Annotated in this window: 13 protein-coding genes and 1 tRNA gene; 5 read left to right on the top strand and 9 right to left on the bottom strand. The window is 73.3% G+C overall.

Annotation, left to right across the window (positions count from 1 at the left end):
• Nucleotides 1-3 precede the first annotated feature (3 nt).
• The 3 genes from ACF059_RS22965 to pgsA are packed head-to-tail and all read right to left on the bottom strand — an operon-like array spanning nt 4 to nt 2,755.
• A complete protein-coding gene (locus ACF059_RS22965) occupies nt 4-1,167 on the bottom strand; it encodes a glycosyltransferase family 4 protein (RefSeq protein ID WP_366866791.1) in 1,164 nt (387 codons plus the stop codon).
• The gene (locus ACF059_RS22960; RefSeq protein ID WP_392060064.1) at nt 1,164-2,078 is read right to left on the bottom strand and encodes a phosphatidylinositol mannoside acyltransferase; all 915 of its coding nucleotides are present in this window, start codon (nt 2,076-2,078) and stop codon (nt 1,164-1,166) included. Before ACF059_RS22960 ends, ACF059_RS22965 begins: the two co-directional genes overlap by 4 nt.
• Complete coding sequence (gene pgsA / locus ACF059_RS22955; RefSeq protein WP_392060061.1) at nt 2,078-2,755, bottom strand: phosphatidylinositol phosphate synthase; 678 nt, start codon at nt 2,753-2,755, stop codon at nt 2,078-2,080. Before pgsA ends, ACF059_RS22960 begins: the two co-directional genes overlap by 1 nt.
• A gap of 249 nt (nt 2,756-3,004) precedes the next feature.
• Between pgsA and ACF059_RS22950 the strand changes: the two genes are divergently transcribed.
• The gene (locus tag ACF059_RS22950) at nt 3,005-5,200 is read left to right on the top strand and encodes an elongation factor G-like protein EF-G2 (protein ID WP_392060058.1); all 2,196 of its coding nucleotides are present in this window, start codon (nt 3,005-3,007) and stop codon (nt 5,198-5,200) included.
• Between the two features lie 153 nt (nt 5,201-5,353).
• A complete protein-coding gene (locus ACF059_RS22945; protein ID WP_392060055.1) occupies nt 5,354-7,021 on the top strand; it encodes a hypothetical protein in 1,668 nt (555 codons plus the stop codon).
• 51 nt (nt 7,022-7,072) lie between these two features.
• On the opposite strand, the gene ACF059_RS22940 is transcribed toward ACF059_RS22945, so the two are convergent.
• The 3 genes from ACF059_RS22940 to thrS all read right to left on the bottom strand — a co-directional run bounded on the left by ACF059_RS22940 (nt 7,073) and on the right by thrS (nt 10,232).
• Complete coding sequence (locus tag ACF059_RS22940) at nt 7,073-7,531, bottom strand: hypothetical protein (RefSeq protein ID WP_392060052.1); 459 nt, start codon at nt 7,529-7,531, stop codon at nt 7,073-7,075.
• 93 nt (nt 7,532-7,624) lie between these two features.
• A complete protein-coding gene (locus ACF059_RS22935; RefSeq protein ID WP_361951853.1) occupies nt 7,625-8,185 on the bottom strand; it encodes an HIT domain-containing protein in 561 nt (186 codons plus the stop codon).
• 70 nt (nt 8,186-8,255) lie between these two features.
• Nucleotides 8,256-10,232 carry a threonine--tRNA ligase gene (gene thrS / locus ACF059_RS22930; protein WP_392060049.1) on the bottom strand — a complete coding sequence of 659 codons (1,977 nt, stop codon included), beginning with the start codon at nt 10,230-10,232 and terminating at the stop codon, nt 8,256-8,258.
• A gap of 179 nt (nt 10,233-10,411) precedes the next feature.
• Here thrS and ACF059_RS22925 point away from each other — a divergent pair, with 179 nt between their 5' ends.
• Entirely contained in the window at nt 10,412-10,900 is a 489-nt protein-coding gene (locus tag ACF059_RS22925; protein WP_392060046.1) for a GNAT family N-acetyltransferase, read from the top strand.
• 50 nt (nt 10,901-10,950) lie between these two features.
• Here ACF059_RS22925 and ACF059_RS22920 read toward each other — a convergent pair whose 3' ends face one another.
• Nucleotides 10,951-12,195, bottom strand: coding sequence for a hypothetical protein (locus ACF059_RS22920; protein WP_392060043.1), 1,245 nt, complete (start codon nt 12,193-12,195; stop codon nt 10,951-10,953).
• Entirely contained in the window at nt 12,195-12,797 is a 603-nt protein-coding gene (locus tag ACF059_RS22915; protein WP_360887351.1) for a DUF4365 domain-containing protein, read from the bottom strand. The genes ACF059_RS22920 and ACF059_RS22915 overlap by 1 nt, the downstream gene beginning before the upstream one ends.
• Before the next feature lie 231 nt (nt 12,798-13,028).
• Here ACF059_RS22915 and ACF059_RS22910 point away from each other — a divergent pair, with 231 nt between their 5' ends.
• Complete coding sequence (locus tag ACF059_RS22910) at nt 13,029-13,754, top strand: 3'-5' exonuclease (RefSeq protein WP_360887354.1); 726 nt, start codon at nt 13,029-13,031, stop codon at nt 13,752-13,754.
• 73 nt (nt 13,755-13,827) lie between these two features.
• On the opposite strand, the gene ACF059_RS22905 is transcribed toward ACF059_RS22910, so the two are convergent.
• A tRNA-Val gene (locus ACF059_RS22905) sits at nt 13,828-13,899 on the bottom strand.
• Nucleotides 13,900-14,028: 129 nt separating this feature from the next.
• On the opposite strand from ACF059_RS22905, the gene ACF059_RS22900 reads away from it, so the two are divergent.
• Entirely contained in the window at nt 14,029-16,401 is a 2,373-nt protein-coding gene (locus tag ACF059_RS22900) for an SCO7613 C-terminal domain-containing membrane protein (protein WP_392060040.1), read from the top strand.
• Nucleotides 16,402-16,409: the final 8 nt, after the last annotated feature.

The following is a 16,409-nucleotide window of genomic DNA, read 5'->3' as shown; positions in this document are numbered from 1 at the left end:
GGCCTACGCCTCCCGCGAGAAGCCCAGGCGGGTGCGCAGCGGCACCCGCTCGTCCGTGTCGACCGCCGCCGCGCCGTCCGTCACCGTCTCGTAGACGGCCAGGATGTCCGCGCCGACGGTGGACCAGTCGAAGCGGCGCACGTGCGCCGAGCCGCGGGCGCTGAGCTGCGCGCGGCGGGCCGGGTCGCGCAGCAGGGTGACGGCCGCCGTCGCGAGGGCGTCGGCGTTCTCGTTGGCGAAGAGGTCGCCCGCGCCGCCCTGGTCCAGGACCTGCGCGAAGGCGTCCAGGTCGGAGGCGAGGACCGCCGCGCCCGCCGACAGGGCCTCGACCAGGATGATGCCGAAGCTCTCGCCGCCGGTGTTCGGGGCGACGTACACGTCGACGCTGCGCAGCAGCCGCGCCTTGTCCTCGTCCGAGACCATGCCGAGGAACTCCACCCGCGAGCGCAGTTCGGCGGGCAGCGAGGCCACCGCCTCCTCCTCGTCGCCGCGGCCGGCGACCAGCAGCCGTACGTCCGGACAGGCCTCCACGATCTTCGGGAAGGCGGCCATCAGCACCGGCAGGCCCTTGCGCGGTTCGTCGATGCGGCCGATGAAACCGAGGGTCTGCCCGGTCCACTCGGCCTTGGGCTCGGCCTGGGCGAAGAAGTCCACGTCCACGCCGTTCGGGATCACGACCGCGTCGCCGCCCAGGTGCTCCACCAGCGTCCGGCGCGCGTACTCGCTCACCGCGATCCGCGCGCTGATCTTCTCCAGCGCCGGCTGGAGGATCGGGTAGGCGGCGATCATCGCCCGGGACCGGGGGTTCGAGGTGTGGAAGGTCGCCACGATCGGCCCCTGCGCCGCCCAGCAGGCCAGCAGGCCCAGCGAGGGCGAGGTCGGCTCGTGGATGTGGATCACGTCGTAGGCGCCCTCCTGGAGCCAGCGCCGCACCCGGGCCGCCGACAGGAAGCCGAAGTTCAGCCGGGCCACCGACCCGTTGTACGGAACCGGCACCGCGCGCCCGGCCGAGACGACGTACGGCGGCAGCGGGGTGTCCTCGTCCGCCGGGGCCAGGACCGAGACCTCGTGGCCGAGACGGATCAGGTGCTCCGCCAGGTCTCGGATGTGGAACTGCACCCCGCCCGGCACGTCCCAGGAGTACGGGCACACGATGCCGATCTTCACTGGGCGCGCTCCTGGCGGTCGGTCAGGTCGTCCAGCCACAGGCGCTGCAGCATGTGCCAGTCCTCCGGGTGCTCGGCGATGCCCCACGCGAAGACGTCCGCCACCGCCTGGGTCATGGCGGCGGTCTTCTCGGCGCGGGTGCCGGTCGTGGGCACCTCCACCTCCGGGTGGATCCGGCCGTACATCTTCGGGGTCTCGCCGTAGTGCAGGGTGGCCGCGAGCAGCACCGCGCCGGTCTGCTGGGCCAGCAGGGCGGGGCCGGCCGGCATGCGGGCCTTGGAGCCGAAGAAGTCCACCTCGACCCCGGAGGCCGACAGGTCCCGGTCGGCGACCAGGCAGACCAGGCCGCCGGAGCGCAGCCGACGGGCGAGGGTGCCGAAGGCGGCGCCGCCGCTGTGCGGCAGGACCTCCATGCCCAGGCTCTCCCGGTAGGCCACGAAGCGGTCGTAGAGCGTCTCGGGCTTGAGCCGCTCGGCGACCGTGGTGAAGGGCACGCCGATGTGGCCGATGGCCCAGGCCCCCGCGAGGTCCCAGTTGGCGAGGTGGGGCAGGGCGACGATCACCCCGCGGCCGGAGGCGAGGGCCTCGCGCAGCAGGTTCTCGTCCTGGAACTCGACGTCCGCGGCGAACCGTTTCGGATCCATCGTGGGCAGCCGGAAGGACTCCATCCAGTACCGCATGTACGAGCGCATGCCGGCCTTGGACAGTTCGCGCAGCCGCTCGGGCCCGGCCTCGGGCACCACCCGCGCCAGGTTCGACTCCAGGCGCAGCACGCTCTTGCCGCGCCGCTTCCACGCGAAGTCCGCGATCCGCCGGCCCAGGGCCACCGCGGCCGGTTCGGGCAGCTTCTTGACCGCGGCCCAGCCGAGCCCGTACACCCCGTCGACCAGTTTGTCCTGTGCGGCGCCCATCAGGCCGCGCCGCCTTCGGCGGGCGGGGCCTGGGCGGCCGCCTCGGCGTCGGCCTCGGCCGATTCGCGGCGTACGGTGACGACCCGCTGGATCAGCGTGACGAACGAGCCCACCGCGACCACCCACAGGGCGATCGGCAGCAGCACCCCGAGCCAGGACGGCGCCCCGAAAGTCTCCAGTCCCGCCAGGCCGGCCGCGACCAGGGAGATCACCAGGCGCTCGGCCCGCTCGATGAGCCCGTTGACGGCCACCGGCAGCCCGATCGACTCGCCGCGCGCCTTCGTGTACGAGACCACCTGGCCGCTGGCCAGGCAGAAGATCGCCACTGCGCACAACACGTTGTCGTGGCCGGAGCCCGCGTACCAGAGCGCGAGACCGCCGAAGATCGCCGAGTCGGCCACCCGGTCGAGGGTGGAGTCGAGGAACGCCCCCCAGCGGCTGGAGATCCCGGCCTGGCGGGCCATGTTCCCGTCCACCAGGTCGGAGAAGACGAAGAGGGTGATGGTGATGGTGCCCCAGAAGAACTCCCCGCGGGGGAAGAAGACCAGCGCTCCGGCCACCACTCCGGCCGTGCCGATCAGGGTGACCGCGTCCGGGCTCACCCCCCGCCGGAGCAGAAATGCGGCGAATGGCGTGAGAACACGCGTGAAGAATGCACGCGCGTACTTGTTCAGCATGGCCTTCCCGGAGGGTCGCTGGGCCGCACGGCCACCACGGCCACCGGCGGGCCCATCGTAGCCAGCGCGCCGCCGCCCGGATGCCGCGCACCCACCGGTTCGCGCCACGGAAGACCCACTTCTCCTCGCGGACCGGCTCCCGGGGGCCCGCGGGGCCGTCCCCGGCGCGACGTATGGACGCGGTGTGACAGCAGTGCAAAGCTCGAAGAACCGCGTATTCCTCCGTCACCACCGGGAGGCACGAGCACCATGGGAGCCACATCACACCAATCCGGAGCCGCCGGCAGGGCACTGACGGCCGACCGCCCCTCCGCCATCCGGAACGTCGTGCTGGTCGGCCACAGTGGATCCGGCAAGACCACGCTGGTCGAAGCCCTCGCCCTGACCGCCGGAGCGGTCAACCGGGCCGGCCGGGTCGAGGACGGTGCCACCGTCTCGGACCACGACGAGATCGAACACCGCCGGCAACGCTCGATCCAGCTCTCCCTCGTCCCGGTCGAATGGGGCGGAATCAAGATCAATATCCTGGACACCCCCGGATACGCCGACTTCGTCGGAGAGCTCAGGGCCGGTCTGCGCGCAGCGGACGCGGCCCTTTTCGTCGTCTCGGCCTCCGACGGGATCGACGGGGCCACCCGCATGGTCTGGGACGAGTGCGAGGCCGTCGGCATGCCCCGCGCCATCGTCGTGACGCACCTGGAGGCCGCCCGCTCCGACTACACGCAGATGACCACCGTCTGCGGCGAGATCTTCGGCGCCGACGACCCCGACGCGGTCATCCCGCTCTACCTGCCCCTGCACGGCCCCGCCGGCCCCGACGGGCACGCCCCCGTCACCGGCCTCCTGGGCCTGCTCTCCCAGCGCGTCTACGAGTACACCTCCGGCGAGCGCGTGGAGCGCGACCCGGACCCCGCCGAGCTCGCCCTCATCACCGACGCCCGCTCCCGCCTCATCGAGGGGATCATCGCGGAGAGCGAGGACGAGGGCCTCATGGACCGCTACCTCGGCGGCGAGGACGTCGACGTCAAGACCCTCGTGGACGACCTGGAGCGCGCCGTCGCCCGCGGCACCTTCCACCCCGTCCTGATGGCCGCCCCCGCCGCCGACGGCGCCAGGCAGGGCCTGGGCACCGTGGAACTCCTCGAACTGATCACGGGCGGCTTCCCCACCCCGCCGGAACGCGCCCCGGTCCCCGTCAGCGCCCCCGACGGCTCCCCCCGCCCCGCCGTCACCTGCGATCCCGACGGCCCGCTCGTCGCCGAGGTCGTCAAGACCTCCTCCGACCCCTACGTCGGCCGCATCTCCCTCGTGCGCGTCTTCTCCGGCACCCTGAAACCCGAGGAGACGGTGCACGTCAGCGGGCACGGCCTGGCCGACCGCGGTCACGAGGACCACGACGTCGACGAACGGATCGGCGCCCTGAGCTCCCCCTTCGGCAAACAGCAGCGCACCCTGACCCGGTGCATCGCCGGGGACCTGGCCTGCGTGGCCAAGCTCTCCCGCGCCGAGACCGGGGACACCCTCTCCGCCAAGGACGATCCGCTCCTCATGGAGCCCTGGACGATGCCGGACCCGCTGCTGCCCCTGGCCATCGAGGCCCACAGCAAGGCCGACGAGGACAAGCTCTCCCAGGGCCTGGCCCGGCTCGTCGCCGAGGACCCCACCATGCGTCTGGAGCAGAACCCGGACACCCACCAGCTCGTCCTGTGGTGCCTCGGCGAGGCCCACCAGGACGTCGCGCTGGAGCGGCTGCGCACCCGCTACGGCGTCCAGGTCGACCCCGTCCCGCACAAGGTGAGCCTGCGCGAGACCTTCGGGGCCAAGTCCGCCGGGCGCGGCCGGCACGTCAAACAGTCCGGCGGCCACGGCCAGTTCGCGATCTGCGAGATCGAGGTGGAGCCGCTCCCGCCGGGCAGCGGCGTCGAGTTCGTCGACAAGGTCGTCGGCGGTGCGGTGCCCCGGCAGTTCATCCCCTCCGTGGAGAAGGGCGTACGCACCCAGGCCGCCCGCGGGGTCGCGGCCGGGTACCCGCTGGTCGACGTGCGGATCACCCTCCTCGACGGCAAGGCGCACTCGGTGGACTCCTCCGACGCCGCCTTCCAGACCGCCGGGGCCCTGGCCCTGCGCGAGGCGGCCGCCGAGGCCCGCATCGACCTGCTCGAACCGGTCGCCGAGCTCGCCGTACTGGTCCCCGACGAGTACGTCGGCCCGGTCATGAGCGACCTCGCGGGCCGGCGCGGCCGCGTCGTCGGCACCGACCAGGCGGGCCCCGGCCGCACCCGGGTCCGCGCCGAGATCCCCGAGATCGAGATCGGTCGCTACGCCGTCGAGCTGCGCTCCGTCTCGCACGGAACCGGCCGTTTCGCCCGGGCCTACGCCCGGCACGAGCCGATGCCCCCTCAGATCGCGGACAAGGTTCGCGAACAGGCCGAGAAGGGAAGCTGACTGACATAGCGTCGGAGGAGTAGCCGGGAGAGTCGCCCACCCAACCCGCTTGCGGTGGGCGGCATTTCCCTGTCCCATGACCATGGGCGGAGATCCGCCGATAGGCTCGTCGGCGCACCAAAAGAGCACGAACGCACAGCGATGGGGGCAGCGGTGGCGGACGACGGATTCGACTTCAGGCCCGGGGCGCAGATTCCTCTCCAGGGCGGGGGTGGGCAGACGGCGGCGACCAACGCCCTGGCCTCGGCCGCGTACCGCGACGGCGGCAACGACAGCAAGCTGGAGAAGATCCTCACCGCCAACAGCGAGAACCACCCGGCGACGGTCAAGCCCCCGAAGATCTCCCTGTTCGAGCCCAGCCTCGGCGAGGCCTTCTGCCGGGCCGTCGAGGCCCGCACCCTGACCCCGGGGCGCAAACCGCTCATCCAGTCCTTCGGCGCCGACCCCCAGTCCGTCGTGGAACACTGCCTGGCCGCCTCCCACATCCGCAAGCAGCGCGACCGCAGGCTCCGCCTGATCACGCTGGTGTGCGGGGTGCTGTTCCTGCCCGGGCTGCTGCTGTGGCTGGGCCTGTTCCAGCTTCGCAAGAGCCTGTCGTCCCAGGACGGCAAGCGCGGCTCCGCGATCAGCACCGCCGTGCTGGTCGTCATCGGCGTCGTGGTGGCCGCCCTGATGTTCAAGCTGCCGCTCACCGGCTTCCTCGGGCTCTACCTCCGCGGCATGGTCCTCGCCCCGGTCCTGGGCTGGATGCTCGCCCGCCGGACCTGCGAGGCCACCGCCCGCGACCTGCGGTCCCGCTGGGACGCGCTGCTGTCCGGCGGCGGGATCGGCGCCAAGATCCCGGAGGCCGTGCCGGGCAACCCGGACGAGAAGGCGCGCGAGGACCTGCGCCACCAGCTGGCCAAGCTCACCGCGGAGGACCGCAGCAACCAGGTCTTCTACGCGGGCCCCAAGGGCATACTCGGCATGGGCACCCGGTGGGGCAGCTGGCAGATGGCCGAGGAGCTCGACCCCAAGACCGAGGGCATGGAGATCCACCCCTTCCGCAGCTGGGACGTCATACGCGCGATCGACACCCAGCTGCGCAAGCTGGAGCGCGGCCCCCTGCACACGGGCGGTTTCCCGACCGCCGCGATCCAGCACTGGATCGTCACCCCGGTCGGCGAGGGCGCCGCGGAGGTGGCCCGGCCCACCGGCGAGAACGTCGAGGCGTTCCTCATCAAGCCTCACGAGATCACCCGGATCTGCAACGAGCAGCAGTTCAGCGCCGGGAACCGGCACTACCTGGGCATCCAGTACCCGCTCTGGGACGGCCAGTTGGTCATCAACATGCTGGTCACGGTCACCGTGCTCTACAAGACCCTGCGCGTGGACGTCACGGCGCACGCCCTGGGGCCCGTACACGGCCTGTTCACGACGAAGCCCGCCGCGCCGGTCGTGGAGGTGCCCAAGAGCATCCGCTTCTGGGAGACCGTCGAGCGCCCGCTGCCGCTGGTGAACGCCCAGGAGGTGGTGCGCCTGGCCGTGCGCGCCCCCCTGACCTGGTACCCGCCCGTCCTCGACTTCCTCGGCGGCAAGCTGGTCCTGCCCGAGCCCTTCGGCCTGCGCCACGTCTGGGCCAGCTCCATGTGGCGCCACCGCTTCATGGCGGACGACGCGCTGCGCACCGTGGCCCCGGTCCTGCGGTCGATCCACGCGGCGACCTTCAAGGTCCTGGAGGAGAACGGCGTCGACACCGACAAGTTCACCAACCGCTCCTCGATCATGAGCGGCCTCATCCAGGAACCGGCACCCCGCAAGGCGGACGTCTACGACGCCTAGCCGGGCCGACGCCGCGACGCGCATCCCCTGGCCAGGGGGTGCGCGTCGCGGTCACTTCGGGTCGGTGTCGAAGAAGCAGCGTGAGTACACGGCGAAGCTGATCAGCGGCTCGCCCCCGCCGGCACCCTTGAGCCAGGTGGCCTCGAGCTGGGTGTGCGTCGTCTCGTGCGCGGCGAAGACCTCGATGCGCTTGCTCTCCGTGTTGGCGTTCGGGCCGTTCTTCACGACCTTCCAGCCGTTCTCGGGCAGCTGTGCGCCCAGGTTCTTCATGCCCTGGTCGAGGGTGCCGTTGTCCACGCCGTACACGGACCAGACGTGCCGCACGTAGCGCAGGCCCTTCTTCTTCTCCTCGCCCGTCCCGCAGGGGTAGGTCACCGGTCCCACGTCCGTCACCTTGCCCTTGACCTGGGTCAGGTCGAGGGCCCTGCTCGACAGATCACCGACTTCCCTCTCGACCTCCTGGTGGCTGCGGGTCGCGGGCTCGTACGCGCGCTTGGTCTCGTCGTCCATGGAAGAGCATCCTGCTGTCAGGGTCAGGGCGCCCAGGAGCGCCATCGCGGTGACGCCACGCCTGTTCCTTCGGTCCATTAGCGGAGGCAGGGGTCAGCCGACGGGCCAGGCGTCCGCGAGCATCTGGCGGGTGTCCGCGAGGAGCTGGGGCAGGACCTTGGTGTGGCCGACGACCGGCATGAAGTTCGTGTCGCCGCCCCAGCGGGGCACGATGTGCTGGTGCAGGTGCGCGGCGATGCCGGCGCCGGCGGCCGCGCCCTGGTTCATGCCGATGTTGAAACCGTGCGCGCCCGACGCCTTGCGCAGCGCCACCATCGCCCGCTTGGTCAGATCGGCGAGCTCGGCCGTCTCCAGGGTGTCGAGCTCGGTGTAGTCGGCCACGTGCCGGTACGGGACGACCATGAGGTGTCCGCCGTTGTACGGGTAGAGGTTCAGGACGGCGTAGACGTGCCGGCCGCGGGCCACGACCAGGCCCTCCTCGTCCGTCATCTCCGGAATCCCGCAGAAGGGACAGCCGTCTCCGGCCTCCGGGCCGGTCGGCTTGTTCTCCCCCTGGATGTAGGCCATCCGGTGGGGCGTCCACAGACGCTGGAACGCGTCCTGCGTGCCCACACCGATCTGCTGCTCCGGCTCAGTCGTCATGGCGGCAAGCATATGACCTTGCCTTCGGGTACGAGGAAGGCCCCCGGGAAGTGATCACTTCCCGGGGGCCTCCCCCGATGCGTCAGACCTGGACCCGGTCCGCGACGACCTTGGCCAGCTTGGCCAGCGCCTCGTCCTTCGGGACGCCGTTCTCCTGCGAACCGTCGCGGTAGCGGAAGGAGACGGTGCCCGCGGCCATGTCCTCGTCACCGACGATGATCATGAACGGGACCTTGAGCTTCTGGTGGTTGCGGATCTTCTTCTGCATGCGGTCGGAGGAGGCGTCCACCTCGACCCGCAGACCCTGCTTCTTCGCCGCCGCGGCGAACTCCTGGAGGTACTCGACGTGGCCGTCGCCGATCGGGATGCCGACCGCCTGGACGGGGGCGAGCCACGGCGGCATGGCGCCCGCGTAGTGCTCCAGCAGCACCGCGAAGAACCGCTCGATCGAGCCGAACAGCGCACGGTGGATCATGACCGGCCGCTGGCGCGAGCCGTCCGGCGCGGTGTACTCCAGGTTGAAGCGCTCCGGCAGGTTGAAGTCGAGCTGCACGGTCGACATCTGCCAGGTGCGGCCGATGGCGTCGCGCGCCTGCACCGAGATCTTCGGGCCGTAGAAGGCCGCGCCGCCCGGGTCGGGGGTCAGCGGCAGGCCCTGCTTCTCGGCGACCTGCTGGAGGACGGCGGTGGCCTCCTCCCAGACCTCGTCCGAGCCGACGAACTTCTCCGGGTCCTTGGTGGACAGCTCCAGGTAGAAGTCGGTCAGACCGTAGTCGCGCAGCAGGTTCAGCACGAAGGTGAGCGTGCGGTCGAGCTCCTCGGCCATCTGCTCACGGGTGCAGTAGATGTGCGCGTCGTCCTGGGTGAAGCCCCGGGCGCGGGTCAGGCCGTGGACCACGCCCGACTTCTCGTACCGGTACACGGTGCCGAACTCGAACAGGCGCAGCGGCAGCTCGCGGTAGGAGCGGCCGCGCGCGTCGAAGATCAGGTTGTGCATCGGGCAGTTCATGGGCTTGAGGTAGTAGTCGGTACCACCGTCGAGCTGCATGGGGGGGTACATGCCCTCCGCGTACCAGTCCAGGTGCCCGCTCTTCTCGAACAGGGCGCCCTTGGTGGCGTGCGGGGAGTAGACGAACTCGTAGCCCTCCTCCTCGTGCCGGCGGCGCGAGTAGTCCTCCATCACCCGGCGGATGATGCCGCCGCGCGGGTGGAAGACGGCGAGGCCGGAGCCGATCTCGTCCGGGATGGAGAAGAGGTCCAGCTCGTTGCCGAGCTTGCGGTGGTCGCGCTTCTCGGCCTCGGCGAGGAAGTCGAGGTGGGCCTTCAGCTCCTCCTTCGACGGCCACGCGGTGCCGTAGATGCGCTGGAGCATCGGGTTCTTCTCGCTGCCGCGCCAGTAGGCGGCCGCGTTGCGCATGAGCTTGAAGGCCGGGATGTTGCGGGTGGTGGGCAGGTGGGGGCCTCGGCAGAGGTCCTTCCAGCACAGGTCGCCGGTCTTCGCGTCCAGGTTGTCGTAGATGGTCAGCTCGCCGCCGCCCACCTCGACGTTCGCGCCGTCGTCGGTCGAGGCCGAACCCTTGATCCCGATGAGTTCGAGCTTGTACGGCTCGTCGGCGAGCTCCTCGCGGGCCGCCTCGTCGGAGACCACGCGGCGGGAGAACCTCTGTCCCCGCTTCTGGATCTCCTGCATCTTCTTCTCGATGGTCTTCAGGTCATCGGGGGTGAAGGGCTTCGCGACGTCGAAGTCGTAGTAGAAGCCGTCCCGGACCGGCGGGCCGATGCCCAGCTTGGCCTCGGGGAAGAGCTCCTGCACGGCCTGCGCCATGACGTGCGCGGTCGAGTGGCGCAGGATGTTCAGGCCGTCCTCGGAGGAGATCTCCACCGGTTCGACGGTCTCGCCGTCCTGCACCTCGTACGCGAGGTCCTTCAGTTCCCCGGCGATGCGCGCGGCGACGATGGTGCGCTCGCCGGCGAAGAGCTCCGCCGCCGTAGTGCCCGTGGCCACCACGCGCTCGTCCCGCTCGGAATCGCGTTGGATGATCACACGGACGTCTGACACCGGTCTCTCCTGACTCAGGGGGTGCGCGAGTGGACACTGCGCGCCTGAATCGTACCGAGCGCAGTGGCCGGGCCGCTAAACGGTTACTTCGCCCACCGCTCTCCCGGCCGGGAGCCGCCCCCGCGGTCCGCGCCTCATACACGGGCGGGCCGCGCGGGCCGGGCCGGTAGCGTGGCCGCATGCCGAGCCCTCAGATACGCCCCCTGGACCTGACCGACGACGCCACCGCGAGGGCCGTGCACCGGATCGGGCTGGCCGCGTACGCGGTGGAGGCGGAGCTGATCGGCTTCCCCGGCATCCCCGCGCTGGGCGAGAGCCTCGCGCAGATGCGGGCGCAGGACCTGAACTGGGTCGGCGCCGTCGGCGAGGACGGGAAGGGCGGGGAGCTCGCCGGATTCCTCGCCTGGGAGGAGCGGGCCGACGGCGGCGTCTGCATCGACCGGCTCTGCGTGGCTCCGGCCTGGTTCCGCCGGGGCGTCGCCTCCCTGCTGCTGCGCCACGCGCTGACCGAGCTGTTCCCGGACCGCCCGGTCGAGGTCACCACGGGCGCCGCCAACACCCCCGCGGTCACCCTCTACGCACGCCTGGGCTTCACCCGCGGCGACGACTTCTCCCCCGCCCCGGGCCTGACCATGGCGTCCTTCACCTCCGGGCCGTCCGTCGCCTGAGGAGCGAGCGGGGGTACGCGACCAGGCCCCCGGCGGCTCCGGCGCGCACCCTACTCGTCGGCCGGCAGCACTTCCTCGGGGTCGAACGCCGAGTCCAGCGACTTCATCAGCCGGTCCCGCTCGACCTCGTCCAGCGGGACCGGCGACACCTCCGCCGCATCCGTCAGCCGGCGGAACCCGCCCCGCCGCTGCAACCGGCCGCTGACCCGGATCGGCAGTCCCACCAGGTGCGCGTGACCCGCCACCCGGTACGCCTCCTCGTCGAGCGCGGCCCGTACGTACGGCACCTCCGCCCCGGCCAGGACCCGCAGCCTGACCGTGCCCCCGCCCCCCGGCGCCGAGCGCCGCATGCGGACCACCGCCCCCGCGATCCGGACCTGCACGGCCGGCTCGTCCCGGGTGTAGCGCGCGGCTGCCTCCCGCAGCACCGGCAGGTCGCCCGGCGAGAACTCCACCGGCTCGGGCCGGGCCGCGCAGCCGGCCGGGACCCCGGCCGCCGGCGCCCAGGCCAGCGCGATCCGGGCCCCCTCCGAGCCCCGGACCAGCGCGATCAGCGCGTCGGCGAGCTCGCGGCTGACCCCGGCCTGCACGGCGGCGTCGAAGGCCTCCATGCCGCCGGTGGCCCGCCGGTAGTCCACGGCCTCGCGGGCGGCGTGCAGCGCGTGGTGGAGCCGGGTCAGGGTGCCCCGCCCGCCGTGCACGGGCAGGTACGCCGTCAGGTGCCGGCCGCCGGGATGCGGGCCCACCAGGACCCCGTCCAGGGCCCGCTCGGCCTGGGCCCGGTGCCGGGCGCCGTAGTAGCCGGCCCTCGCCCGCGCGGCGAGGGCTCCGGCCAGCAGCAGCTGCCGGGCGGCCGAGCGCAGCTGCTCCTGCGCCGTCCACGCGGCCTCGCCCTGGAGCCCGTACGCCCCCGGCGGGATCTCCCGGTCCCAGTGGATCTCGTCGCTCGGCACGCTCAGCCCGTAGAGCACCTCCCGCGCGGAGGGCAGCGCGCTGCGCGAGAGCGCGGTGAGCGCCTCCTGGAGCAGGTCGGCGCAGTCGGGGAAGGCCCGGCTCTCGGGGACGAGCAGGCTGGTCCCCGCGTACCCGGGCGGGGTCCAGCGGCCGTAGCGCCCGGCGGCGCCGCCCCGGCGCAGCCAGCCGTGCCGGTGCAGCAGCGCGCCGAGCACCGCGGGGTCGACCTGGGCGGGGTCGGGCGCCCCCGGGCCGAGGTCCGGGCCGAACTGCGGGGACGGCGGCGGCGGTTCCAGGTTCGGTGAGTGCGAGTGCCAGTGCGCGTGCGACGGCGAGTGCATCAGGGTGTCCCTCCCGACCCGACCCGGGTCATGATCTCGCACAGCGCCCGGTCGTCGAAGATCCGCGCGGTGGGGATCCGTACGGTGGTCCGGCGCCGGCCGGTCACGGGGTGTCCGGCGAGATTGGTCCAGTAGCAGCAGTGCCTCAGGTCGAGCCGGTCGTGCCCGGCGGCGAGCCACTGCTCGCGCTCCCGCGGGACGAGCATCACGACGAGGATCTTGTGTACGGCGACCGGGGTGCGGGCCAGTTTGACCAGGTGCTCGTTGTCGAGGGTGAAGGCGAAGGTGGGCCCGGCCGGCCTGGGCGGTACCTGGTAGGTCGCCTTCAACTGCACCTTGATGGTGACCTCGTCGTCGACGACGTGCTCGGGGGCGCCGTGGCTGACGTGCCAGTCGATGCCGTTGTCCGGGAAGGGCTGGGAGAGCGAGCAGCCGGCCGCGGCGGCGACGGCGTGCAGGTATCCCACCTGAAGGGTCTCCATACAAGCGGTGGTGGCGAGTGTGCCGCGCAGCGGTGCGGTCGGCGCGTCGTCCGGTGGACCGGTGCGCGGACCGATCTGCCCCGCCAGCACCCCGCCCTGTTCGGGCTGCGCGAGCGCCATGGCCGGCTCCCCCATGCCTGACGGCCCTCAGGTCGTGTCCGGTCGGTGGTGGGTGGGGTGACGGCCGGTCATGTGTGCGGCCCCCCAAGGGTGTTGTCTCCGCACGCGGGTCGCCGCAAACGGCGTACGGGGCAAAGAGCCCGGGTATCACCGATTCGGGCATGGGTGGCACGTTCCGAGGCGGCGGCGCCCGGATGTGCCCATCTGCCGATCGGGGACGAGGAGTTCGCCATGACACGCTGGTACGAGGGCCCGCTGGCCGCATTCGACACCGAGACGACCGGGGTGGACGTCGAGCAGGACCGGATCGTGTCCGCCGCGCTCATCGTGCAGGAATGCGCGGGCGGCCGGATCCGCACCACGCGCTGGCTGGTCAATCCGGGCATCCCGGTGCCGGCGGGCGCGACGGAGGTGCACGGGCTCACCGACGAGCACGTGCAGCGCCACGGGCGCTGGCCGGCGCCGGTGGTGGAGGAGATAGCCCGGGCGCTCGGGGAGCAGCAGTTGGCCGGGCGGCCGGTGGTGGTGATGAACGCGCCGTTCGATCTGACGCTGCTGGACCGGGAGTTGCGCCGGCACCGGGCGTCCTCGCTGTCGCGGTACCTGGAGAACCGGCCGCTGACGGTGCTGGACCCGCGGGTGCTGGACAAGCACCTGGACCGCTACCGCAAGGGCCGCCGGACGCTGACGGACCTGTGCGCGCACTACGGGATCGAGCTGGAGGGCGCGCACGACGCCGCGGCGGACGCGCTGGCCTCGCTGGAGCTCGTACGGGCGGTGGGCCGGCGGTTCGCGTCGCGGCTGGAGCGGCTGACCCCGGCCGAACTGCACACGCTCCAGGCGGTGTGGCACGCGGCGCAGGCGCGCGGACTGCAGGCGTGGTTCGCGCGCCAGGGGACGCCGGAGCCGGTGGATCCGCACTGGCCGCTGCGGCCGGACCTGTCGACGGCGGCGTAACGGCGGTTCGCTGCCGCAGGGCCCCGTACATGCGGAAGGCCGGTCCGTCGTGTGACGGACCGGCCTGTCCCGGTGGGCGATACTGGGATCGAACCAGTGACCCCTTCGGTGTGAACGAAGTGCTCTCCCGCTGAGCTAATCGCCCGGGAACGCACTGAACAATACAGAAGGCCCGGGGCTGGTTCAAACCGCTTCCCCGCCCGGGGCGTACTCAGGCGCATATGAGTACGCACGCCCATGTCCTGACGGCGTGACCGGCGCCACACTGCGGACCATGAACATGTCTGTGCCGCCGCACGAGGAGCTGACGCTCATCGACCGTGAGCTGGCTCAACTCGATGCCCGCCGGCTGTATTTGCTGACCCGCCGGGACTGGCTGCTGCGCTTCCTCCAGCAGTCCGGGCCCGCCGCTCCCGTCGTCGGCTGGGGGCCCGTCGCGGCCGCCGCGCCGTCGAAGGAGGCCTCCGCTCCGAGCGCGCAGAACGTGCTGCTGACCTTGGGTGCGGTGCTGCTGGCCGTGGCCGCGCTGGCGTTCACGCTGGTCAGCTGGGGGTCCATGGGGATCGCCGGGCGTTCGGCGGTGCTGGCCGCGGTGACGGCGGGGGCGCTGGGCGCACCGGTCCTGCTGCTGCGCCGCGGGCTGCGGTCGACGGCCGAGGCGGTCGCCGCGGTGGGGCTGCTGCTGACGGTGCTGGACGCGTACGCGCTGTACGCGGTCGGCATGCCGGACGCCGACGGCACCGGGTACGCGGCGGGGGCGGCCGCGGCGCTCGCGGCGGCGTGGGCCGGGTACGGGCGGGCCCTGTCCGCGCGCCCGCTGCGGATCCCGCTGCCCGCGGCGGTGCTGGCGGCGCAGTTCCCGCTGCCGTTGGCGGCGCTGGCGGCGGAGGGGGGCCCGCTGGAGCTCGGCTGGGCGCTGCTGGCGACGGCGGGGCTGGACGCGGCGCTCGCGCTGCGGGTCCGGGCGGCGGCCGTGCCGGCGGCGGTCCTGGGCGCGGGGGCGCTGCTGTGCGGGGCGGCCCAGTCCTGGTCGGCGGCTTCGGCGGCGCAGGCGCTGGCTCCGGCGGCGCTGCTGCTGGCGGCCGCGGCCTTGGGGACGGCGGCGGCCTGGCGGGAGCCGCGCGCCTCGGGGGCGGCGCTGGCGGGCGCCGTGGCCGCGGTCGTGGCGCTGGGCGGCGTGGCCCGGCCGCACCTGGAGCCGGGCTGGGCGGTGGTGGTGCACCTGCTGGTGGCCGTGCCGCTGCTGGCGGCCGTACGGGTCCGCGCGCTGCCGGGGGCGGTACGGGCCGGGCTGGCCCGGGCGGGGGCGCTGGTGGCCGCTCTGGCGGCCCTGTGGGCGCTTTCCGGAGCGGCGGTGGCCTTGCTGGTGCCCCTGCGGGTGCTGGACGAGGTCTGGGCGGCCACGACCCCGGCGTCCGAGACGCCCGGGGCGGGAGGAGCGGCGGCCGCCCTGGCCCTGCTGGTGACGGCGGGCGCCGCCTGGTGGCTGTCGCGGGCGCTGGCCCGGCCGGAGCCCGGTGTGGTGGCGGTGGTCCTGGCCTGGTCGGGGCTGTTCACGGCCCCGGTGCTGCTCGGCTTCCCGGTGGCGGCGGTGTTCGCCGCCCAGCTGGCGGTGACGGGTGCGGCCGGGTTCCTCGCGCTGCGCTCCCCCGCCCGTGCGGCCGGGACCGCCGGGGTGGTGTGCGCGCTGACGGGCGCCGCGCACGTGTCCCTGGGCGCGCTGGACGGCCGGGCGGCGACCTTCGCGGTGTGGGGGCTGCTGGGCGCGGCCTGCGCGGCGGGGGCGGCGTACGGGCGCGCCCCGCTGTGGGCCCGCTCCCTCGCCGCCGTGTGCGCCGTCGGGTACGCCACGGGCGTGCTGGTGGCGGTGGCCGCGGTGACGGACCTGGCCGTGGTCTGGTGGGCGCTGCCGGTGCTCGCGGTCCCGGCGCTGGTCGCGGCGCTCGGGCCGCTGCTGGGCGGCGTAAGGCTCCCCGCCGAGATCGCGGCGGCCGTGGCCGGCGTCTCCGCGGTGGGCCTGTCGGCCGGGCGGGCCGGGACGCTGGCCCTGGTCCTGGCGCTGGCCGGGGTGATCTGCGCGGGGGCGGCCGTGCGGCCGGAGCGGCGCGTGCTGGGCTGGGCCTCGGGGGCGCTGTTCGTGGCGGCGACCTGGGTCCGGCTGGCCGAGGCCGGGGTCGCGGCGCCGGAGGCGTACACCCTGCCGGTGACGCTGCCCGCCCTGGCGGTGGGCCTGCTGCGCCGGCGCGCGGCCCGCGGCGGGCCCGGCCCGGACGGGGAGGCGCCCGCCGTGGTCTCGTCCTGGACGGCCTACGGCCCCGGTCTCGCGGCGACCCTGCTGCCGAGCCTGCTCGCGGCGTGGGGGGACCCGGACTGGAAGCGTCCGCTGCTGCTGGGCACGGCCGCGCTGGCGGTGACCCTGACGGGCGCCCACCGCAGGCTCCAGGCCCCGCTGCTGCTGGGCGGCGCGACGCTCGCGGCGGTGGCGCTGCACGAGCTGGCCCCGTACGTGGCGCAGGTGGCGGGGGCGCTCCCCCGCTGGGTGCCGCCGGCGCTGGCGGGTGTGCTGCTGCTGGTGGTGGGGGCGACGTACGAGAGGCGGCTGCGCGACGCGCGCCGGCTGCGGGACGCCATCGGCAGGCTGGGCTGAGGCGGGGG

It is taken from the genome of Streptomyces sp. NPDC016562, assembly GCF_043076955.1.
Taxonomy (GTDB): domain Bacteria; phylum Actinomycetota; class Actinomycetes; order Streptomycetales; family Streptomycetaceae; genus Streptomyces.
Note: the sequence above shows the minus strand (reverse complement) of the source record. Positions and strands in the feature narration are given on the sequence as shown.

Coding starts and splice junctions, on each gene's coding strand:
- ACF059_RS22960 (WP_392060064.1), bottom strand. CDS start 2,078: ATGGGCGCCGCACAGGACAAACTGGTCGACGGGGTGTACGGGCTCGGC.
- pgsA (WP_392060061.1), bottom strand. CDS start 2,755: ATGCTGAACAAGTACGCGCGTGCATTCTTCACGCGTGTTCTCACGCCA.
- ACF059_RS22950 (WP_392060058.1), top strand. CDS start 3,005: ATGGGAGCCACATCACACCAATCCGGAGCCGCCGGCAGGGCACTGACG.
- ACF059_RS22940 (WP_392060052.1), bottom strand. CDS start 7,531: ATGGACGACGAGACCAAGCGCGCGTACGAGCCCGCGACCCGCAGCCAC.
- ACF059_RS22935 (WP_361951853.1), bottom strand. CDS start 8,185: ATGCTTGCCGCCATGACGACTGAGCCGGAGCAGCAGATCGGTGTGGGC.
- ACF059_RS22925 (WP_392060046.1), top strand. CDS start 10,412: ATGCCGAGCCCTCAGATACGCCCCCTGGACCTGACCGACGACGCCACC.
- ACF059_RS22920 (WP_392060043.1), bottom strand. CDS start 12,195: ATGCACTCGCCGTCGCACGCGCACTGGCACTCGCACTCACCGAACCTG.
- ACF059_RS22915 (WP_360887351.1), bottom strand. CDS start 12,797: ATGGCGCTCGCGCAGCCCGAACAGGGCGGGGTGCTGGCGGGGCAGATC.
- ACF059_RS22910 (WP_360887354.1), top strand. CDS start 13,029: ATGACACGCTGGTACGAGGGCCCGCTGGCCGCATTCGACACCGAGACG.
- ACF059_RS22900 (WP_392060040.1), top strand. CDS start 14,029: ATGAACATGTCTGTGCCGCCGCACGAGGAGCTGACGCTCATCGACCGT.